This window comes from Cupriavidus necator (assembly GCF_013141915.1).
Classification (GTDB): Bacteria; Pseudomonadota; Gammaproteobacteria; order Burkholderiales; family Burkholderiaceae; genus Cupriavidus; species Cupriavidus necator_B.
This window is the reverse complement of the sequence record NZ_SROX01000003.1, coordinates 237320-258387: the sequence shown is the minus strand read 5'-3', so window position 1 is coordinate 258387 and position 21068 is coordinate 237320. Positions and strand designations below refer to the sequence as shown.

Sequence of the window (21068 nt, the reverse complement as noted above, 5' to 3'; positions counted from 1 at the left end):
AAAGAGGAGACAACATGACAAAACCCGCTTCGGCTATCCGCAGAGCAGTCCTACTCTGCTCCCTGGCCCTGCCCTCCATCCTGTACGCCCAGCAATCTGGCCCGTTGCCGGTCCGGCTCTTTGTTGGCTACGGACCGGGCGGTGGCACCGACGTAGTTGCACGCGCAGTTGGCGAAGAGCTGGCAAAAATCTGGAATCGGCCCGTAATCGTCGAAAATCGGCCAGGCGCAAACGGGGCGATCGCCAGCAAGGCTGTCGCGCGAGCTGAACCGGACGGTTCGATCCTTCTGGTCATGCCCCCGTCCACGTTGATCATCGACGCAAACTTGCGCCCCACTGTTGCTGTCGATCCCACCAAGGAACTCACCCTTGTGAGCGGGCTAGCCGCAACCCCACTCGTTGTGGTGACCCCGGCTTCCGCGCCATACAACAACCTCGCTGACCTCATTAAGGCAGCTCGTGCGGCCAACGGGAAGTTCACGTACGGATGGGCCAACTTGGGCATGCGTGTCGGTATGGAGGAGTTCGCGCAAAAGACCGGGGTAAAGATGACCCCAGTCGGCTACAAGAGTGCTGGGCAAAGTGTCCCCGCTATCGTTTCAGGCGAGATCGATATGCTCATGATCGATATGGCACCGATCGCGCAACTCGTTAAGGCTGGAAAAGTGAAGGCCTTTGCCGTGTCGACGCCAGAACGCTCGCCTATGCTGCCAAACGTCCCTACATTCAAGGAAGCGGGGATTGACGTCCAGCTTACGGGAACCATCGCCCTGTATGCGCCTGCCAAGATGCCCCAGAACGCAATCAAAAAAATGCAGAGCGATGTCGCTACGATTTTGAAGAACGGCGAGCTTCGCACGCGGATGCAAGGCACTGGAATGGAAGTCATTACGCAGTCCCCGGAGGATTTCGAGGGCTACCTTAAGCAGCGCAAGAAGAGCATTGATGCAGTAATTAAGGTCGGTGATTTTAAGCTCGAATAGATCGACCTCCGTCACAAGCACAGAATTTCGTAGCTAACCTCTTAGTCATTGGAGTACACGCTGTGTATCCAGAATTATCCCTTTACATCAATGGCGAATTTCTCGGCATTGAAGGCCGGCGACACCAGGACGTAGTCAACCCTGCGACGGAGGAGGTCGTTGGGCGACTGCCGCTCGCCACCCGCGAGGACCTCGACACCGCCGTCGAGGCGGCTCATCGAGCTTTCCTGACGTGGCGCGACTCATCGCCTTTGGAACGCAGTGCAATCTTGCGTAAAGTTGCGGAGCTCGCCCGTCAAAGGGCGCCGGAAATCGGCCGCAACATGACCATTGACCAGGGGAAGCCTCTGCACGAAGCCGTGGGCGAAGTAACGGTTTGTGCAGAGCATGCGGACTGGCATGCAGAAGAGGCTCGGCGGATCTACGGCCGCGTGATCCCCAGCCGCAACCCTAACGTCCGCCAGCTCGTGCTACGTCAGCCGGTCGGAGTCTGCGCAGCCTTCACCCCTTGGAATTTTCCCTTCAATCAGGCGATCCGGAAAATCTCTGCCGCGCTTGGCGCAGGCTGTACGATCATTCTGAAGGGACCAGAAGAGACGCCGAGTGCCGTGCTGGCGATCGCTCAACTGTTCCATGATGCGGGCCTTCCTCCTGGTTGCTTAAACATTGTATTTGGCGTCCCGGCGGAGGTGTCAGCACACCTCATTGCATCTCCGCTGGTCCAGAAGATCTCCTTTACGGGGTCCACTGCTGTTGGCAAACAACTAGCAGCTCTCGCAGGATCCCATATGAAGCGAATCACTATGGAGCTTGGTGGTCACTCCCCTGCAATCGTCTTCGACGATGCGGATGTCGATACCGCCGCCGAGATGCTTGCAAACTACAAGCTGCGAAACGCTGGTCAGGTATGCGTCTCGCCCTCCCGCTTCTTCGTCCAGCGCGGGGCTTACGATAGGTTCCTCAGGCGTTTTACGGACGTCATTGGCGCAGTGCGGGTCGGCAACGGTATAGACAGCTCGACACAGATGGGACCGCTCGCAAACCAACGCCGTGTTGCTGCAATGGAAGGGTTGATTGCCGACTCCAAAGCGCGCGGCGGAAAGGTTGTCGTGGGAGGGACCAGGTGCAGCGACACAGGACATTTCTTCGCGCCCAGCGTCGTTATAGACATTTCAGACGACTCCATGCTCATGACTTGCGAGCCATTCGGCCCTGTCGCCCCGGTTGTAGCATTCGACGATCTGGATGAGGTGCTGGCACGGGCGAACAAACTGACTTACGGCCTGTCGTCTTACGTGTTTACCGAGTCAGCGAAGACAGCGCATGCTGTCTCTACCCGCCTTGAGGCCGGCATGGTCAACATCAACCACTTTGGAAGCGCTCTCGCCGAAACACCGTTTGGAGGCATTAAAGATAGCGGTATCGGGAGTGAGGGTGGGACCGAGACGTTCGACGGCTATCTCGTCACGAAATTTGTAACTCAAGTGTAGATCGGGGGCCGCAAAGGGCGATACGTCGCCCTTTCCCCCGAAGCTACGTTCCCAGTCAGGTTTTGGCGCCTAAGTGAGTGTTAGGCGCCTTTTTTATTAGCGTATAGGTCGCGGCAGTGCGGCCCATATTGGGCGATGCGGTTGCTCTCGGCGACTCTGACAACTCCCTGCATGGCTCCGCAGTTGCAGCGCAAGCGCGGCCGGCTAGCGATAAGCCTTCTCGAATCGTGTCGTCTTCCAGGAAGATTTCGTTGGTATTACTCGTGGTCCAGCCACGGTTCTCTTTTGAACATCTTATCGATGATGGGGAACATCGCGATCACCGTCTGCAACTCCTCGGGCGTCAATCCCTCCATGCGCTTGCCCAGTGCCGCCGTCCGCTGTGCGGCCAATTTGCCGGCCACAGCCCGGCCTTCATCAGTAATCTGAATCATGTTGTTGTACGAGCCGACGGGTGCGGAGCGCGCGATTAACTCGGCGTCGACCATCCGCCCGACAATCTGCGTCATCGTAGGCAATCTGACGCCTTCATTCCTGGCCAGATCGCTAACTCGCATCGGCCCTCTTACGAGCAATGCACTAAGAACAGCGCTCTGCGCGGGGGGCACGTGCGCCGCTCTCATTTCCCGCCGCAGCGCTACAACGATCCGCATCAAGCGGGGTCTAAGTTCGTCCGCAAGCATTTCAACCGTAGGTTCTGTCATGTCTACAAAAAGGGGGCAATCACTGAGCAGATGATATAACGATTCAGTGAAGAATGATCGCGCGAAGTACCTGGAGGCACCGAGTCGATATGGTCCGACTGGTGAGGGTAGCGACCACGCAGACAGCGGCGGCGCGTGAAGGGGTTCTGTGCCTGTGGCCGGGTAGCAACTCAAGGCCGGGCCTTGTCGCGTTCGTTCGCGATGGCCGGAGCACCAATCTTGATGGAGAGGGATGACGAGACGAGGCGCTGGCTGGCGCTCTCGTCTCAAGGCGTCGACGCTTGATCCGCCGACGCGCGGAGCTTGCTAACTCAGCTTGACCAGGTCCTTCTTGTACGTCTTCGCCTTGTTAATGTAGTCGTCAGCGTTCTTCTCGATCGCAGCTTTGACTTCCTCCGTTAGTTCACGTACCTGCTTTGCAGGTGTGCCCATGACCAAGCTTCCTGCCGGGAAGTTCTTGCGCTCGCCGATCAAGGATCCGGCCCCCACGAGGCATTGTTGTCCGAGTTCGGATCCATTCAGGATCACAGCCTGAATGCCGACCAGACTACGTGCTCCGACCTTGCAACCGTGAAGCATCGCCTGGTGTCCAATGGAGACCATCTCGCCTACCTCGACGGGAAAGCCAGGATCGGTGTGCAACACAGCCCCCTCCTGGACGTTCACGCCTCGCCTAATCGTGATCTTTTCATTGTCGCCGCGGATCACAGCGCCGGGCCAGATGGACACGTCTTCGGCGATTTCCACGTCGCCGATGATTACCGCATGCTCGGATACATACGAGCTCGGATGAATTGTCGGTTCTTTCTCTCCAATTCGATAGATCGCCACAAAATGCTCCTCTTATCTTGATGTGACTAACTTTTCGCCGACCGCGTTACTTGCAGGAGGCGAAACACTACTGCATGGGCCGCTCTCGCAGCCCGTGCCGACTTCGACGCCGTTTCTTGCCCTGCCGCTAGATAAATACTTGTTCCTCTGGTTGGACTGCCGGCTCGATTGCATCATCCAGTACCTCGATCCAGTGCTTTACTGGCGTGGGCGTTCCACTTTGCAAATGCTGGATGCAACCGATGTTCGCGGACACGATGCAGTCAGGTTGCTTCTCGCTCAGATGCTCGATCTTGCGGTCTCTGAGCTGGAGTGAAATTTCGGGCTGCAGAACGGAGTAGGTGCCGGCTGAGCCGCAACAAAGGTGACTCTCCACGCTGGCACGATGAACGGAAAAGCCCAACTGTCCCAGATGCTCCTCCACCACTCCCCGCAGCTTCTGGCCGTGTTGCAGCGTGCACGGCGGATGGAACGCCAAGGCCGGCTTGTCGCACGCTTTGACTTTGCCGCGCAGTCTTGGCAGAAGTTCAGGAAGCAATTCGCTCAGGTCGCGGGTCAACTCGCTAACCCGAGCTGCCTTCTCGGCGTACTCCGCGTCATGCTTTAGCAAGTCGGCGTAGTCCTTCACGGTCGCGCCGCAGCCGGACGCGTTCATGACAATTGCCTCGACTTCACCGCTGGAAATCGCCGGCCACCAGGCGTCGATGTTTCTGCGCATATCATCGAGGCCGCCCTTGTGATCTCCGGTGTGCAGCCGGATCGCGCCACAGCAACCGGCTCGAGGAACACTTACAACCTGAAAGTCGGCTGCATCGAGTACCCGCGCGGTCGCAGAATTGATGTTCGGCATCATCGCCGGCTGCACACAACCTTCGAGCATGAGCACTTTCCTGGCGTGGCGGCGCGTTGGGCGCTGACCCGCAGGTCTGCTCGGCGTAAGCTTGTTGGCGAGCTTGGAAGGAAGTAGCGGCCGAACCATTCGGCCAATCTTCATGGCCGGCAAGAACAATGGCGAAGTTAGCCCCTCACGCAGCAGCCAACGCACCGCGCGGTCTTTTGGCGGACGAGGAATTCGCTCATCGACTAGCTTCCGCCCAATGTGAACTAGCTTGCCGTACTCGACACCGCTGGGACAGGTGCTTTCACAGTTCCGGCACGTCAAGCAGCGGTCTAGATTCTGTTGGGTGCTTGCTGTGACCTCTTCCCCCTCAAGCAACTGCTTCATCAAGTAGATGCGTCCCCGGGGTCCGTTACGTTCATCGCCCAGAAGCAGGTAAGTCGGACACGTTGCCGTACAAAAGCCGCAATGCACGCACTTGCGCAGAATCTCTTCGGCCTCCGCCCCTTCTGGAGTGTTGGCAAACTCATGACTTAGTTTTGTCTGCATATGGAGCCCCTTACAGGCCGGGGTAGAGCCGACCAACATTGAAGATGCCATCGGGATCAAACGCTTGCTTGAGATTGCGATGAATCTCGAAGAGCGCATCGCTCGGTGGCGTGAACACGCCGCTCCTATGATGCGGATCCCTGAACAGCGTGGCGTGACCACCAAGCGATGACGCCATTTCCCGAACGTCCTCGATGGGATCGTCGGTGTATAGCCATCTCAATGCACCACCCCATTCAATAAGCTGATTCGCGGCCAAGAAGGGTTGGGAGACTGCCGGAACGGAAACACGCCAGAGAGGCGCGTCGCTCTGTGAAAAGAAGTCGTGGCGGTGGTCGCGGACGGCATCCCACCAGGACAACGCTTCGTCTGGTTCCAGCTCAGTCCCGCCCAAACGCTTTCTGGCTTCCGTGACAGCAGAGGCTGCACCACTCAGTCGGAGGAACAGCTTTCCGTCGTGCCAGGCACTCGCATTGACTGGCAATGCTTGCCGAGTCAGCCCGTTTAAGAGAGACAACGCCCCTGCTTCGTCGCGTTCGATGACCAGGGTGATCCTCGATGAATGAATGGGCAGAACCTTCAGCGAGACCTCACAGATAACACCGAGTATTCCCATTGAGCCGGCCAGGAGACGCGAAACGTCATAACCGGCAACGTTCTTCATCACTTGCCCGCCGAATGTCAGAAGCTCGCCTTTGCCGTTAATCATGGTCGCGCCGAGAACGAAGTCCCGAATGGACCCTACCCCGACGCGTGCTGGCCCGCTCAGACCTGCCGCGACCGCTCCTCCGACAGTACTTCCTTTAGCAAAGCGTGGCGGCTCAAAGGCAAGGTACTGATTGTGCTCGGCCAGCACGGCCTCAAGTTCTTCTAGCGGTGTGCCTGCACGAGCGGTGACAACCAGCTCAGACGGTTCATAGCTGCAAATTCCGCTGAGGCGCCGGACATCACACGGTTCACCCGACGGCTCTTCACCGTAGAAGCATTTCGTACCGCCGCCAACGATGTTGAGAGAGGTCTTCGTTTTTCTTGCATGCAGGACTGTCTCAATCAGATGAGACACTTCCGTGGGGATCGTCGTCATTCTAGAACCTCGGGATTTCTGGATGCGGCAGCATCCCACGCCGAACAGTCATGCGACCATATTCGGCACATCGATGCAGCGTCGGAATTACCTTCCCAGGATTCAAGAGCGATTGCGGATCGAATGCACGTTTCAGCGCAAACATTTGTTCTCGCTCTGCGCCTGAGAACTGAACGCACATTGAGTTCAGCTTCTCCACGCCCACACCGTGCTCTCCGGTCACCGTCCCGCCAAGCGTGACGCTTGTTTCCAGAATCTCTGCGCCGAATTGCTCCGCCTGGTGCAGTTCTTCGGGATTGTTGGCGTCGAAAAGGATCAGCGGATGTAGATTCCCGTCGCCGGCGTGGAACACGTTCACGCAGCGAAGCCCATAGCGCACCTCCATCTCGCTGATTGCTCGAAGGATCGCAGCGAGACTCTTGCGAGGAATCGTGGAATCCATGCACAGGTAATCCGGGCTCATGCGCCCCGTCGCGGGAAATGCATTCTTTCGCCCGCTCCAGAAACGAAGACGCTGCGCCTCGTCCTGACTTGCTTCAAGACGAGTGGCCCCGCTGGCGGTGAGGACGGCATTCATCTTCACAATCTCGTCCTCGACCTCCAACGCCGTCCCATCACTCTCGCACAATAGGATTGCGGCCGCGTCCAGGTCATAGCCAGCATGCACGAAGTCCTCTACGGCGGCGGTCATCGGCTTGTCCATCAGTTCCAGGCCGGCTGGGATGATGCCGGCCGCGATGACGTTGGCTACGGCGTCACCAGCGGCTTCGACGGTGTCGAAGCTTGCAACGATGCATCGCGCAAGTTCTGGCTTAGGAATTAACTTGACGGTGACTTCCAATGTCACTGCGAGCATCCCTTCACTGCCTACAACGACGCCGAGCAAATCGAGCCCAGGGACATCAAGGGCTTCCGATCCAAACTCTATCGCCTCGCCCTGAATGGTGTATCCCCGTACTTTCATTACGTTCTGCAACGTGAGTCCGTACTTGAGGCAATGGACGCCTCCGGAATTCTCGGCCACGTTTCCACCGATCGTGCAGGCAATCTGGCTGGACGGATCGGGGGCGTAGTACAGCCCATACGTAGCGGCTGCCTCACTGATTGCGGCGTTGCGTACACCGCATTGGACCACTGCGGTACAACTCACAGGATCTACCCTGACGATCCGGTTAAAACGAGCGAGCGAAAGGAGCACGCCCATCTCATGTGGGAGCGCACCGCCTGACAATCCCGTGCCTGCGCCCCGAGCCACGACGGGCGCACCGAGCGTCTTGCACGTTCGCAGAATGGCAACAACCTGCTCTTCTGTTTCGGGAAGCACCACGACGAGCGGCTGCGCCCGATAGGCCGTAAGGCCATCGCATTCAAATGGCTGGGTGTCCTCGCGCTGCGACAGGATAAGGTCCCTAGGCAGCACGCCTTCTAGCGCGGAAACCACTTCCGCACGCCGGGCTTCCCTCCGCTCAGCGTCAGTAGGATGTGCCAACCAGCCGTCACGCGTCGCATTCATGACTTTGCCCTCCTGGTGCGATGAAGCTGCGTCGTGCTGTGCCGGTCTATTGGATAATCAGTGCGGAGCGACGGCGCGACCGTAGCGAGCCGGCGAACCGCGCAATCAGCCTGGACGGATGCTGCAGCTCCAAGGCGGAGCGTTGCTTCCGGGCGCTGAGGCTCAAACGTTGAGCGATGAATGCGATGCATTGTGTGGGGAGGTTCTAATACACTTCTGTCAAAGGCGTCGACGAGACGCCATGACTTGACTGTAGACAATCACGCGATATAGCAGGTTGAGAGTTATTTGCGGTTGAGTTGCAGAAAACTTGATTGCCGTGTTTGGGCCGCTCAACTTAGCGAGTCGGTGAGCCACTCCATAAAGGCGGCGCACTCCCATCTCTCCAGGGCCCCAGGTTCCCAGCATAAGTAGTGCGCCATCTGTGAAGGCACGGATCGATCCGATATGCGGATGAGTCGCCCCCCCTCTAGCCATGACTGCGCCATACGGGTCCTCACTAGTGCCACGCCGAACCCGCACGCGGCTGCGTCATAGAGAAGCCCTAGATCGTTGAATTGAGCGCCCACATGCGGCTCCGTTCTCGTCAATCCACATGCGGAGAACCATGTCGTCCAAGGCTCAAGCGGGCTACGTATCAGACGCGCCTGGTCGATTTCACCCGCCATTTCGAAGCCTTCGAAGGGGCCGAACTCGTTGAGATAGGTAGGGCTGCAAGCCGGCGCCACCTCCTCCGAGAGAACGACGCGATGATCGACGTCCGCATATCCGCCCGCGCCGTACCGGATTTCCAAATCGGATGGCTCGGCTGTGACGTCCAGGAATGGGATGGAGACCTGCAAGATAAGGTCGATGTCCGGATACTTGTTGCGGAACAGTTCCAGTTTGGGCATCAGGAACTGCCTGGAGAAAGTTGGGGTCACCGCGACCCGCAGTCGCGTGGAAGAGGCTTTTCCATTTTTGACCGGCATCTGCTGTAGCGCAGCGAGGCCGCTTCGGACATTCGCCAGGTACGCTGCACCATGTGCAGAAAGCGTGAAGTCACTCCGCCCGAAGAGTTCAACACCGAGGTGAGATTCAAGCTGGCGGATTCGATGACTCACGGCGCTGGTTGTTACACACAACTCGTCGGCGGCACGTGTGGCGCTCCGAAGCCTTGCAACCGTCTCGAAGGTGACAAGACATTGAATGGGCGGGATGTGTTGCAGGGCCATATCTTCTCTCCGTTTGGTGGGCTACCCAGGGCGGATATGCCGCATGTCATCGCTTGAGGCCTAGGGAGCGGCCACACTTCTTGCTGCTCTGTCGCTCGAGCACCATGCCAACGCTGCAACGAGCAAGCGCCCCCAGATTGCTTGCTCAGGATCGACTCACTGGGTCCTCAGGCAAGGACGTACCTGACGCCCTGCAAGGGAAGACCACCAAGTAAGTCGCTCTCCAACCCACAGTGACCTCGCCGCGGGAAGGTCTCTTAGCGATCCGACCTCTTCGTCGACTCCTGCTCCAACCCATGGCCGCGACTGCGTTAACTGCTTGACATTATGCCGCACCAATCTAAACTTATGTAATCGATTGCACGCAGTGCTGTTTTCGCCTCATCACCGTACTGGCATTGGTTATTTACAGTCTCTGACGCAGGTTACCGTAACGTATGTAATCGATTACCACATCACACAGGAGGCAACAATGCAGGAACGTCGTCGTAAGTTTTACGGGTGGGGCTATGAGGGTGACACCGTCACGCCGGACGAAATCCGGGAGTTCGAGGCAGCGTGGACACGCTTGCTGGGTGTCGAGCACTTCGAAGCGACACCTTTTCCGACGCCCGAAGAAATTTCGCTGCGCAAACCTCGCGTACAGCTGCCCGCGTCGCTTCGCGAAATCTGCACAAGCGATCATTACGACCGCCTGTATCACACCTACGGCGCGGGCACCATGGATGTTGCGCGCGCAATGCGCCGGGAATTTTCCAACCCGCCGGACGTCATCGCCTACCCGCGCACTGAGCAGGACATCGTGGACCTGTTCGACTGGTGCGGGCGCCAGAACGTTGCTGCAGTTCCGTACGGCGGCGGCACCAGCGTCGTGGCCGGCGTGAATCCGCCCGAGCACGATCGTTACCGTGGCGTGGTGTCCATCGACATGAAGCACTTCAACAAAGTGCTGGAGGTAGACCAAACATCGCAGGCCGCGCGCATTCAAGCGGGCGTCCTTGGCCCGGAGCTGGAACGACAGCTCAAGCCCACCGGCCTGACCATGCGATTCTTCCTGCAAGCGTGGGAGTTCTCGTCACTGGGGGGTTGGATCGCAACGCGAGCAGCAGGCCACTTTGCGACCGCGTTCACTCAGATCGACGACCACGTCGAGAGCATGCGAGTGGTAACGCCCCAGGGTGCCATTGAATCCCGACGTTTCCCGGTATCGGGTTCGGGACCCAATCCGGATCGACTTTTCCTCGGCTCCGAAGGCGCACTGGGCATCATTACCGAGGCGTGGGTCAAGCTTCACCGCCGGCCGGTCTTCCGCAAGCAGGTGACCGTACGTTTCCGTGACTATGCGCGCGCTGTCGAGGCCACACGGGTACTGTCTCAATCTGGACTGAACCCTGCCAATGCCCGCCTTGTGGAACGCGAAGAAGCCTTGTACACGGGTTCGAGCGACGGCAGCTATGACATTCTCGTGCTGGGATTCGAGTCCGCCGACCACCCGGTCGAGGCACGCCTGAAGCGAGCACTGGAAATTTGCGCGGAGTGCGGCGGCGAATGGGACGATGATCCGGTCAGCGGAAACCAAGGTGGTGCGGACGCTGCGACATCGAGCTGGCGAAACAAGTTCCTGCGCGGCCCATACCTGCGCGAGTACGCCATTGCTCGCGGCGTCATGCGCGAGACCATGGAAACCGCGTGCACGTGGGACAAGTTCGCCGCTCTTCACGCGCACGTCAAGGCAGAAACGCATCGGGCCATTCGCGAAGTTACCGGCCGCCCGGGTTCGGTGACTTGCCGCTTTACCCACCTCTACCCTGATGGCCCTGCGCCATATTTCACGTGGTTTGCCTATGGCGATAAGGCTCGATTGCCCGAGCAGTTCCAAGCGATCAAACGCATTGGAGAGCAAGCCATGGTGGACGCAGGCGGTACGGTGACCCACCACCATGCGCTTGGTCGGGACCATCGCCCTTGGTACGACAAGGAACGGCCGGAGCTGTTCTGCACCGCGCTAAAGGCCGCCAAGCAGGCCTTTGATCCGCACCAGGTCTTGAACCCTGGCGTGCTGTTCGACCCGAGCTAATTAGTTAGAAACTCAAAAAAGAGGAGTAGGAGATATGGCAGGCCCCCTTGCAGGTATCAAGGTCCTAGACTTGAGCCGGATCCTTGCTGGACCCTGGAGCACGCAACTATTGTCCGACCTGGGCGCTGACGTGATGAAGGTTGAGCGTCCCGGCACCGGCGATGACACGCGAGCTTGGGGCCCGCCTTTCCTTACTCGTGAGGATGGCACGACGACGGAAGAGTCGGCGTACTTCCTTTGCGCCAATCGCGGGAAGCGTTCGATCACTCTGGATGTCAGCAGCAAGGTCGGTCAGGATTTGCTGCACGAGCTAGTCAAAGATTGCGACGTCTTCGTTGAGAACTACAAGTTCGGCGATATGCAACGTTACGGGTTGGACTTCAAGACCCTGAGTGAGATCAATCCTCGGCTCGTCTACTGCTCCATCACCGGCTTCGGGCAGACGGGCCCATACCGCAAGCGGGCTGGATACGATTTCGTGGTGCAAGCCATGGGCGGGCTGATGAGCATCACAGGCGAGCGCGACGGCGTCCCCGGTGGCGGCCCGCAAAAATGCGGGGTGCCCATATCGGACTTGATGACTGGCATGTATGCAAGCGTTGCAATTGTCAGCGCGCTATTTGAGCGAGTCGGCAGTGGCCGCGGGCAGTACGTCGATATGAGCCTGCTGGATACGCAGGTGGCGTGGCTGGCAAACCAGGCCTCGAACTATTTGGTGGGCGGGAGCCACCCGCGTCGTTGGGGCAACGCGCACCCCAATCTCGCACCCTATCAGTCATTCCCTGCAAGCGATGGCTCTCTGATCGTAGCAGTCGGTAATGACCGGCAGTTCCGAGCCATGTGCGAAGCGCTGGGTTTAATCAATCTTCCGGATGATGACCGCTATCGACGCAATGCGGATCGTCTAAAGAACCGTGAAAGTCTTGTGGAGGTGCTCTCGGCTCGCTTTGAAGAAGAAGAGAGAGACACGTGGCTCAAACTGCTGGAATCGGTCGGCGTACCTTGTGGCCCGATCCAGAGCATTCCAGAAGCACTGGAGGATCCCCATATCCGGGCGCGTGAAATGGTTTTCTCTTTGCCCCACAGCAGCGGTGCAAGCGCGCCCCAGGTTGCGAACCCTATCAAGTTCTCTCGCAGCAGTATCGACTACCTTCGCGCGCCCCCAGCGCTGGGCGAACACACTGAAACCATCCTGAAAAATGAGCTCGGGAAGTCTGTGGAGCAAATTGAGGCAATGCGCCGCGATGGGACGATCTGACGTGTAATCCGCCCGACCACAGTGATCACCATAAAGATCACGTTCAAAGGAGACAGACATGCATCGATTGCTACGAATTGCGGGGGCATTAGCCGTTTGCGGAGTGACACTGACCATCGGTCTGGCCGCCGCCCACGCTAAGGAATGGCCGGTCCAGCCGATTCGGGTCGTTCTTCCCTATCCCCCTGGCGGCGCCTCAGACGTGACCGCCAGGCTCCTAAGCGCTAAGCTTAGCCAGGCATGGGGAGAGTCTGTTGTTGTGGAGAACCGGCCTGGCGCAAACGGCATCATCGCTAATGAAGCCGTTGCGAAGGCGCAGCCTGACGGCTACACCGTGCTGATGGCCAACCTTGGGCCGAATGCCATCAACCCGGCCGTATACGGGAGACTTCCTTATGACACGCTGAAAGACTTTACGCCAGTTGTCTTGGTGACAAAGGTGCCGCTCATTATCGTCACGGCAGCAAATTCGCCGGTGAAGGACCTGCGCCAACTGGTCTCATTAGCAAAGGCCAAGCCAGGACAGATTACCTTTGGATCTGCAGGCAACGGTTCGGGCAGCCATCTGGCCGGGGAACTCCTTAGTACCATGGCTGGCGTCAAGATGAACCACGTTCCCTATAAGGGAGACGCGCCTTCGCTCACAGACGTGCTCGGTCAGCAGATCAATGTTGCCCTTCCCACCGCGCTTGCTGGAATGCCACATGTCAAGAGTGGAAAACTCAGGGCTCTTGCGGTCACGAGCAAGACTCGATTGCCGGCACTGCCCGATGTGCCGACGGTAGATGAAGCGCTCGGGATAAGCGGATACGAAGCCGTTTCTTGGGGTGGATTTATGGTGCCGACCGGGACCTCACCAGCCATCGTTGCTAAGATGAACAGCCAGTTCAACAAAGCCCTTCAGGATCCGGAGGTCCGCGACAAGCTGATGGCTCAAGGCGCGCAGATCGCAGGCGGCACCCCGGAAGCATTCGATGCGTTTCTGCGCACCGAAGTTACGAAATGGAAGCGCGTGGCTGATTCAGCAAAGGTCCGGCTCGACTAGCCCTCACCGGGAATGCCGGTCCGTCGTCGGGATACCCCCCGACGACGGAAACTGCCTGTGGACTACCAAGGTCGTTACAATGACGGCAGTCGGCCGATATCCCAGGCTGAAGATAACCGCTGATCCGATATGGTGAATGTCAAGCAAGTCGCCCTCCTCGCCGGCGTTTCCTCGGCAACAGTCTCCCGTGCACTGACATCGCCGGATCGGCTGCGACCTGACACGCTGGAGCGCGTGCAGAACGCCATCGCAAGCCTCAACTACGTCCCGTCTTCCTCGGCTCGGGACCTGCGTCAAGGGCGCACGCGATCGGTCGGCATCATTGCGCCGACACTGATGAACGAGCTTTACGCGAAAGCGGTCGATACCTTAGAGGCGCAGCTCGATCGGCTCGGATACACCGTTTTATTGACGTGCCACCGGGACGACAGTGAGACAGAACTACGCTGCGCGCGCGCGCTTTTGGAGCGCAGAGTCGACGGAATCGCCATTATCGGGTCACAGCATCACCCTGACGTCTTCTCGCTAATCCACAAGCATGCCATTCCGTATGTCCTAATGTGGGCCGTCGATCGTGAGGGTATGCATCCCACGGTGGGATATGACAATCGCTTGGCGATGCGCAGGTTGACGAGCTATTTGGTCAAACAGGGACATCGAAAGTTTGCCGTCCTCCCAGGGCCACTAGAGACTCAATTTCTCTCCTCTCAACGACTTCTGGGCATCCAAGACGTCCTCAGTGAGAACGGCATTTCGATACCCGACGACCGCATTCTCCCGACACCGTACGAAGCATCTGCCGTCCGGCAAGCGGTTCGGACCTGTCTCGAGCGTAATGACTCGCTGCCGCATCAGGAACAGCCGACTGCCCTGATATGCATCAATGACTTCGTTGCTGTGGCAGCGATCGCGGAGTGCCGCACATTGGGACTATCGGTTCCGAGCGACATCTCAGTTTCAGGCTTCGGCGACTGGCAGATGGCGGAACTGATGACGCCCGCACTCACGACCGTACACTCGAATCCCGTTCTGATTGGCGAACTTACTTCTCGTAACCTGGTTGATCAGATTGAAGGCGGGTCCAAACGCAATCAGACCGAGTTCGAGCCTGACCTTGTAGTTCGCGAAAGTACGGCGCCGCCCCGATAGTTGGTGAGCCAAACTACGTTTTGTCGCTACGGACGGAACTCAGCCGTCGCTCTAGCTAGGCCCTCACCGGGCACAAAGCGGTCGAAGCATACGTTGTCCAGCTATTAAATGAAGCGCTGCAGACAACGTTCTGAGGGAATTCTTCAGTCATGCGGGGCGCCTAATGGATATCAGTCTCTGCTCCATCCTGATGTCCGCTTAGGGTGGGTCGGTAAGCGCCGGTCATGCCACTGACCTTTGATTGAGGCGTCAGGGTACCGCCGTTGCCAACTAAGTCGAACGTGTCCCAAAAAGCGGACACATTCGTCCCCTCCGGCGCGAGCCAGAAGCGTCACCGCACGAAAAGGGAGTTCGAACCTATTTCGGCCACCCCGCTTTGGCTGCCGCCGCATCCAGCGCACGAGAAAATCGCCCGATGTCTTCCGGCCGGAACTCGGCCAGAAACAGTTCTTTGACCGCCGCCTCGTAGATGCCCCACATCTTCTTGCGCAAGGCCTTACCTTGCCGTGTGACGGACACGAACGCGGCGCGGCCGTCTTCCTCTGACCGGATACGGGTCACCAGTTCTTCACGCTCCAGCCGGTCAATCAGGCGAGTCAGGTTGTACCGCTCGATGGCAAGCACATCGGCCAGCTCATGCATCCGGCGGCTTTCCTCCGGCCCGCTTTCAATCCCCCACAGCACGTCGTACCACGCGTAGACTGGCAGTCCAGCCTCGGCAAGACGCCGATCCACCTCACGTATCAAGGCCCGGTGCGACCGTACAAACGAAAACCACAAATCCGGCTTCTCAGTCGACATGGTATCTCCAATAGTTGCAGTTGCAATTATGCCGCAGAGCGCTCACAATGCCCAGACGATTGCAACTGCAATTCATTTGAAGCGCAATGGCCACGCCTATCCGACCGGGCCTGATGCGAACCGAAGCCCCGTCAATCCCATGGAGACAGAGATGAATGCCCCGGTGTTGCCGCTACACGTATTGCCGCTGGATGTGGACCCGCAGGAAACCCAGGAATGGATTGAGGCCCTGGCCGCCGTGACCGAAGTGGAAGGCCGCGAACGCGCCCACTACCTGATCGGCCGCCTGCATGAATCGGACGCGGCCCGACACGGGGATTTCCATGGCGCAATCACGACGCCCTACGTCAATACGATTGCCGAATCGGGCGAGCAGCCGTACCCAGGCGACACCTCGATCGAGCGCCGACTGGCCGCCATGGCGCGCTGGAATGCCATGGCGATGGTGTTGCGGGCGGGCAAGCACTCCAACGTCGGCGGGCATATCGCCACATATGGGTTCTCCGCTTTCTTCTGATGTCTACGGGTCGACCTTCGATTCTGTTGTTGAGGGTAAACCCCCTTTGCGCCACATAGGTAGGCTACCTAACATTAGCCACCAATCGCCCTCGGAGATATTTCCATGACGGAGTCGCCTGCTCCCACCCCTTCCTCCAACCCATCTTCCGCGGTAGAAGGGCGCTGTCCTTTTGATGCGGCTGCGAACGAGCCGAAATCAGCGTGTCCTTTTCACGCTGAGGGCGACAGCGGCGGAATCCCAGATTTCCCCCCTAAGCGCGTAGATCCCTTGGCGCCGCCGCCGGTGTTCTTCCAGATGCAACAGAAGGGCGAATTGGCACAAGGTAAGCTTTGGGACGGAAAGATCGCTTGGCTTGTCACGCGTTATGACGATGTTCGCGCTGTCTTGTCGGACTCTCGCTTTAGCTCCGACGTCTCACATCCGGGATTTCCCTCTTCCAGCGCCGCAGTAAAGGTTGTTCGGAGTAGTAACCGGACCTTCATTACCCTGGATGAACCCAAGCATTCAGAGCAACGGCGGATGCTGACCGGCGAATTCACGATCCGAAAGATCGAGAATCTGCGGCCGCGACTTCAGGCCATCGTGGACAAGCTCTTGGAAGATTTTGCGATGGGGCCGCAGCCTTCTGACCTGGTTAGCGCCTTTACATTGGCGACACCAGCATTGGCTATCTCAGAGTTGCTTGGTGTTCCATACGACGATCACGACTTCTTCCAAGAACAGGCGATGATCATGACGTCGAGCACCGCGACGAGGGAAGAGGCTAGCGCCGCGAATCAAGCGTTGTGCGAATACCTGCGTGAACTGGTGGCGAAGAGATCCGAAAGCCCCGGGGAGGACATCCTCAGTCGCCTTATCGTTAATCATGTACGGAAGGGCGATATCACTGAAACAGACGTGGTCTCGCTTGGAAGGCTTCTGCTGATTGCCGGGCACGAGACGACGGCAAATACGACGTCGATGGGGGTGCTCTTCCTACTTCAGAGGCCGGACATCTGGGAAGAGCTTCGCCAGAATCCAAGCCTCGTTCCAAACGCGGTGGAGGAGATGCTACGCTTCCTGGATGTCATACAGTCCGGGACGCGACGTGTCGCACTGGAGGACGTTGTCGTGAATGGGCAATTGATCCGAGCCGGTGATCCCGTTGTCGTGCTTAGTATTTCCGCAAATCGCGACCAGGAGCAGTTCAAAGATCCCCACGTCTTTGACCTCCGCCGTGATGCCCGGACACAGATCGCATTCGGATACGGCCCGCATCAGTGCATGGGACAAGTTCTCGCCAGAGTCGAAATGCAGATCATGTTCACCGCCCTACTGAAGCGCCTGCCGAATCTTCGGCTGGCCGTGCCCATCGAGAGCCTCGCGTTCAAGAGCGATTCGCTCATGTATGGTGTTAGGGCACTGCCCGTTAGCTGGTAAATCCACTACGGCGAATCACGATGAAAATCACAATCTATCCCGAAAAATGCTGCGGTTCCGGCCAATGCGTCGTCAATGCGCCGGATCTGTTCGACCAAAAGGATGACGGAATCGTCATTCTTTTGAATGCCGATCCGTCGGCCGATCAATACAAAATCTGCACGCTTGGCTGCTGGGATCTGTCCGGCGTTGGCAATCGAGATTCACGAGGCTCTCTGATGATTCCCCTAACAGGCTGCTGAAGTACTCATCGCGCAAGCGATGAGTACTTCGCCTCAAGGCTGGTAGGTTCGCTATTTCTCACAATCCGGAAGTCGGACCTCCCTGCATCGACTTTTCCTGCGTTTTGACGCCCATTTCCGGCCTCATTACCGCGATTACTGCAACTGCGGACGGATTTGTCCCAGCGAGCGCATGCGCACGAGGTTGTAGGCGGCCATGCTCAGCACAAACATCTGGTCGACCTTCTTCAGGCCGCGCACCATCACCTGACGCATGCGCCCCACGGTCTTGACCCAGCCAAAGCCCTGTTCGATCAGCTTGCGCTTCTGTTGCGAGACCGCATAACCGGCGCTGCTGGCAATGGCATCAGGAACGGCCGAGCGCCGCCCCGAGGTGTTCTGCGCCACGTGGGGCGTCACCTTCATTTCCAGGCAGGCCTGAATGAACTCCTGCGCGTCGTATCCCTTGTCCGCGCCGACGGTTACTTCCACGTTCAGGTCCTCAACCACCTGCCTGGCATCGTTGAGCATTACCTTTGCGGCCTCGCGCTCGGCGTGTCCGTCCGCATTGGTCACCATGGCGCTCACCACCAGGCCGTGGCGGTTGTCGCTCAGGGTATGACCCATGTAGCGCAGCTCGCTGGCTGTCTTGCCCTTGCGGTACAGCTTGGCATCGGGATCGGTCTTGGACTCGTGCGTCTCGTTGCTGCGCTTGCGCCCCTTGAAGTTGCCGCCGTCGTTATCGTCTTGGTCGCCGCCATCCTTGCGCACGAAACTCTTGTGGCCTGCCCACGCCTGAACCAACGTGCCGTCTACGCTGAAGTGCTCACCCGACAGCCAGTTCTTCTTCTGCGCGATGGCCAACACCTCGTTGAAGAACTGGATCACTGCATCATGTTTGATCAGCCGTTCGCGGTTCTTGGTGAAGACCGTGGGCACCCAAACTGGGTCGTCCATCGACAGCCCGATGAACCAGCGAAACAGCAGGTTGTACTGCGTCTGCTCCATGAGTTGGCGCTCGGAGCGAATGCTGTACAGCACCTGCAGCAGCATGGCCCGCAGCAACTTCTCCGGCGCGATGCTTGGCCGGCCGCCCTTGATATCGGCCTCGTACATCTGCGCGAACAACCGGTCCATCTTCACCAGCGCCTGATTGGCCATGGTGCGGATCGAGCGCAGCGGATGGGACTTCGGCACGAAATCCTCCAGCCTCCGCATCGTGAACAAACTCTCGGTGAAGGTGTCTGCGCCGCGCATGAATGTGGGGTTGGATGGGGTCCTCAAACCAACGCTTCAGCCAGTCCTCGCGCTGACTTCCGTTGGAGGTATTTCAGCGGCCTGCTAAGCAAATCGTAGTCATCGGGGCAACGGCCGCCGGCATCACGGCGGCACGAGCAGCCTGCGCGCGCGAGGCTGGGGCGGATGGTACTTCCATCGCAAAAGAGGGCGGCCTGCCCAACGGCCGCCCATCTCTTTCGAAGCGGTTGATGGCTGGCAAACGTTCAGTAGAGCTCCTCTAAATAGATCGCCTAGCGGGCATAAAATTTCATTCCGCAAATAACATCTGCCGAAACTTTAAATCTATTATAGAAAGATGACTCAAAGTCATAGGATTGGCTCCACCCAATTCTGTTCGAAATATCCGGTATAGATCTTTCCAGTCCTGCCAATTCGAACAGCGAACGCATAAGCCGCTGCGTGTTACATATTTCCGTGAAGCAATTGCCCTGGCTGAAGAGGGTCCGCCTGACTCTCGAGGATGTTGTCTGCAAACTATCCGCTATATCTGCAATATTCCAAGCTTCCTTTGGATTCATAAACACCGACAATGAAATTGCCTCCCAAAGCGGCCTGGAATCCCACAGATCGTGCATTGGTTGATCACGCACCACAGAATAACTAGTTACATCCAGATCGAAGCTGCAATGCGAGCTCTTAAAAATAGAGCCGCCCAAGAACAGACTCGCAGGAGAAAAAGCGGGGAGCTTCACGAACTTCCCCTCTTTAATTACGCGTGAATAGCCTTGTCGGCTGATTATCTGCTCGCCACTCAACGAAGTCACTTTCATTGGAATTGGAAGAAAAATATCATGGATCCCGACTTGGCTTCGTGACTGAAGTTGCGTCTGCATCAATTACGCTACTATCCCGGTCCGATACTATGAGCAGCGCGAGGATGTACCACCGCGCTGCCGGAAACGATGAGGGTCACCCGCCATCGCAATTCATCGAGCACTTACTCTTCGCGGCGCCTTAGGCAGCCTTGTCAAGCTCGGGATGCATGGAGTCCGACATCTGCGCCAGATGATGCAGCGTATCTCCGAACACCGATTCCATTTGGGTAAGGCGTCTAAAATAGTGGCTGACGATATACTCATCCGTCATTCCAATCCCACCGTGCAATTGCACGGCCTGCTGGCCGACGAATCGCATCGACCCGCCCAACTGATATTTCGCTTGTGCCATGGCGCGACGTCTCTGGTTCGCCGGCGCGTTGACGTTGAGCGAGGCGTAGTAGCTCATAGACCTCGCGAGCTCTAGACTCATCTTCATATCTGCGACGCGGTGACGCAACGCTTGGAAGCTCGCGATAGCGACGCCGAACTGCTTGCGCGTCTTCATGTACTCCACCAGAGCCTCCAGGGTTACGTCCATCACGCCCACGGCCTCTGCACACGTCATTGCAATGCCAAGATCCACGGCATACGACAGGCAATCCTGGCCTTCGCGGGTGACTAGCGTGCCCGGCGCCTTCGACAACGTCAGCTCCGCGGCGCGCGAGCCGTCGACAGTTTGATAAGGGTGTACCAATACACCTGGGGCGGAGCGCTCCACAAGGAACGCTCCGAGAGTGTCAGCAATCATGGCGGGTACAATGTACGCAGCAGCATGATCGCCAACCGGCACGAGGCTCTTACTCCCAGTAAGCTCCCAACCTTCCGCCGTCTCGACTGCTCGCGTCTCGCACGTATCGATGCGATAACGATTCGCGCGCTCCTGCTGGGCCAGTACGACCAGACTTTCTCCAGAAGCAATCGTAGGCAGCCACGCCGCGCGTACGCTTGCTTCGGCGTAGTTCGACAGCACTGCACCCGCAAGTAGAACTTGCGCCAGCGGTTCGAGTACGATGCCCCGCCCCAGTTCCTCCATAACCACCATAACGTCGACCGGCCCCATACCGACGCCGCCATACTCTTCTGGGACGTAAAGTCCAGTCAGCCCAAGCTCCGCAAGCTCCGAATACGCGTCCGCGGAAAATCCGCCGCTGCTCTCGGAACTGCGACGGTGCTCAAACGTATAGCTACGCTTTACCCACTTTCTTACTGCATCTCGCAGTTGGTCCTGGTCGTCAGTGAATTCGAAATCCATGCT

General features: G+C 58.1%; 19 protein-coding genes and 1 pseudogene. 10 read left to right on the top strand and 10 right to left on the bottom strand.

The features are described from left to right. The first annotated feature begins 14 nt into the window (after nucleotides 1–14). Both E5S69_RS09070 and E5S69_RS09065 read left to right on the top strand, forming a co-directional pair. Entirely contained in the window at nucleotides 15–983 is a 969-nt protein-coding gene (locus tag E5S69_RS09070; RefSeq protein WP_043355327.1) for a Bug family tripartite tricarboxylate transporter substrate binding protein, read from the top strand. A gap of 62 nt (nucleotides 984–1045) precedes the next feature. Further along, nucleotides 1046–2473, top strand: a complete 1428-nt coding sequence (locus E5S69_RS09065) for an aldehyde dehydrogenase family protein (protein ID WP_171514466.1) — start codon at nucleotides 1046–1048, stop codon at nucleotides 2471–2473. Between the two features lie 257 nt (nucleotides 2474–2730). Here the strand turns inward: E5S69_RS09065 and E5S69_RS32330 are convergent, their stop codons facing one another. The 6 genes from E5S69_RS32330 to E5S69_RS09035 all read right to left on the bottom strand — a co-directional run bounded on the left by E5S69_RS32330 (nucleotide 2731) and on the right by E5S69_RS09035 (nucleotide 9206). After that, a complete protein-coding gene (locus tag E5S69_RS32330; RefSeq protein WP_224040759.1) occupies nucleotides 2731–3096 on the bottom strand; it encodes a MarR family transcriptional regulator in 366 nt (121 codons plus the stop codon). Nucleotides 3097–3483: 387 nt separating this feature from the next. Next, nucleotides 3484–4008, bottom strand: coding sequence for a gamma carbonic anhydrase family protein (locus E5S69_RS09055; protein ID WP_058698235.1), 525 nt, complete (start codon nucleotides 4006–4008; stop codon nucleotides 3484–3486). Between the two features lie 127 nt (nucleotides 4009–4135). Beyond that, nucleotides 4136–5395, bottom strand: coding sequence for a glycolate oxidase subunit GlcF (gene glcF, locus E5S69_RS09050; protein ID WP_043358198.1), 1260 nt, complete (start codon nucleotides 5393–5395; stop codon nucleotides 4136–4138). Nucleotides 5396–5405: 10 nt separating this feature from the next. Beyond that, nucleotides 5406–6479 carry a glycolate oxidase subunit GlcE gene (gene glcE, locus E5S69_RS09045; protein WP_058698234.1) on the bottom strand — a complete coding sequence of 358 codons (1074 nt, stop codon included), beginning with the start codon at nucleotides 6477–6479 and terminating at the stop codon, nucleotides 5406–5408. A gap of 1 nt (nucleotide 6480) precedes the next feature. After that, nucleotides 6481–7992 carry an FAD-linked oxidase C-terminal domain-containing protein gene (locus tag E5S69_RS09040; RefSeq protein ID WP_043355338.1) on the bottom strand — a complete coding sequence of 504 codons (1512 nt, stop codon included), beginning with the start codon at nucleotides 7990–7992 and terminating at the stop codon, nucleotides 6481–6483. Nucleotides 7993–8324: 332 nt separating this feature from the next. Beyond that, on the bottom strand, nucleotides 8325–9206 hold the full coding sequence (locus E5S69_RS09035) for a LysR substrate-binding domain-containing protein (protein WP_058698233.1): 882 nt from the start codon (nucleotides 9204–9206) through the stop codon (nucleotides 8325–8327). A 472-nt stretch (nucleotides 9207–9678) separates the two neighbouring features. Here E5S69_RS09035 and E5S69_RS09030 point away from each other — a divergent pair, with 472 nt between their 5' ends. The 4 genes from E5S69_RS09030 (at nucleotide 9679) to E5S69_RS09015 (ending at nucleotide 14735) form a co-directional block, all read left to right on the top strand. Then, a complete protein-coding gene (locus E5S69_RS09030) occupies nucleotides 9679–11283 on the top strand; it encodes an FAD-binding oxidoreductase (RefSeq protein WP_043355342.1) in 1605 nt (534 codons plus the stop codon). A gap of 34 nt (nucleotides 11284–11317) precedes the next feature. Next, nucleotides 11318–12541 (top strand): CaiB/BaiF CoA transferase family protein, encoded by a 1224-nt coding sequence (locus E5S69_RS09025; protein WP_058698232.1) that lies wholly within the window; start codon nucleotides 11318–11320, stop codon nucleotides 12539–12541. 58 nt (nucleotides 12542–12599) lie between these two features. Further along, complete coding sequence (locus tag E5S69_RS09020; protein WP_043355346.1) at nucleotides 12600–13586, top strand: Bug family tripartite tricarboxylate transporter substrate binding protein; 987 nt, start codon at nucleotides 12600–12602, stop codon at nucleotides 13584–13586. A 129-nt stretch (nucleotides 13587–13715) separates the two neighbouring features. Beyond that, nucleotides 13716–14735, top strand: coding sequence for a LacI family DNA-binding transcriptional regulator (locus E5S69_RS09015; RefSeq protein WP_058698231.1), 1020 nt, complete (start codon nucleotides 13716–13718; stop codon nucleotides 14733–14735). 357 nt (nucleotides 14736–15092) lie between these two features. Here the strand turns inward: E5S69_RS09015 and E5S69_RS09010 are convergent, their stop codons facing one another. Continuing rightward, complete coding sequence (locus tag E5S69_RS09010; RefSeq protein WP_043355349.1) at nucleotides 15093–15536, bottom strand: MarR family winged helix-turn-helix transcriptional regulator; 444 nt, start codon at nucleotides 15534–15536, stop codon at nucleotides 15093–15095. A 151-nt stretch (nucleotides 15537–15687) separates the two neighbouring features. Here E5S69_RS09010 and aceE point away from each other — a divergent pair. From aceE to E5S69_RS08995, 3 genes and pseudogenes are all read left to right on the top strand, one after another. Continuing rightward, nucleotides 15688–16050 (top strand): annotated as a pseudogene (gene aceE, locus E5S69_RS09005) (pyruvate dehydrogenase (acetyl-transferring), homodimeric type); the annotation flags it as partial. 108 nt (nucleotides 16051–16158) lie between these two features. Then, the gene (locus E5S69_RS09000) at nucleotides 16159–17475 is read left to right on the top strand and encodes a cytochrome P450 (protein ID WP_081050313.1); all 1317 of its coding nucleotides are present in this window, start codon (nucleotides 16159–16161) and stop codon (nucleotides 17473–17475) included. A gap of 20 nt (nucleotides 17476–17495) precedes the next feature. Next, nucleotides 17496–17717 (top strand): ferredoxin, encoded by a 222-nt coding sequence (locus tag E5S69_RS08995; protein WP_199414552.1) that lies wholly within the window; start codon nucleotides 17496–17498, stop codon nucleotides 17715–17717. A 135-nt stretch (nucleotides 17718–17852) separates the two neighbouring features. Here E5S69_RS08995 and E5S69_RS08990 read toward each other — a convergent pair whose 3' ends face one another. Beyond that, the gene (locus tag E5S69_RS08990) at nucleotides 17853–18953 is read right to left on the bottom strand and encodes an IS5 family transposase (protein ID WP_058698229.1); all 1101 of its coding nucleotides are present in this window, start codon (nucleotides 18951–18953) and stop codon (nucleotides 17853–17855) included. A 62-nt stretch (nucleotides 18954–19015) separates the two neighbouring features. On the opposite strand from E5S69_RS08990, the gene E5S69_RS32905 reads away from it, so the two are divergent. Next, nucleotides 19016–19216: an FAD-dependent oxidoreductase gene (locus tag E5S69_RS32905; RefSeq protein ID WP_369597129.1), complete on the top strand. Its 201-nt coding sequence runs from the start codon at nucleotides 19016–19018 to the stop codon at nucleotides 19214–19216. Nucleotides 19217–19225: 9 nt separating this feature from the next. On the opposite strand, the gene E5S69_RS08985 is transcribed toward E5S69_RS32905, so the two are convergent. Both E5S69_RS08985 and E5S69_RS08980 read right to left on the bottom strand, forming a co-directional pair. Further along, nucleotides 19226–19828 carry a hypothetical protein gene (locus E5S69_RS08985; RefSeq protein ID WP_143010733.1) on the bottom strand — a complete coding sequence of 201 codons (603 nt, stop codon included), beginning with the start codon at nucleotides 19826–19828 and terminating at the stop codon, nucleotides 19226–19228. A gap of 121 nt (nucleotides 19829–19949) precedes the next feature. After that, nucleotides 19950–21065 carry an acyl-CoA dehydrogenase family protein gene (locus tag E5S69_RS08980; protein WP_058698228.1) on the bottom strand — a complete coding sequence of 372 codons (1116 nt, stop codon included), beginning with the start codon at nucleotides 21063–21065 and terminating at the stop codon, nucleotides 19950–19952. Nucleotides 21066–21068 lie beyond the last annotated feature (3 nt).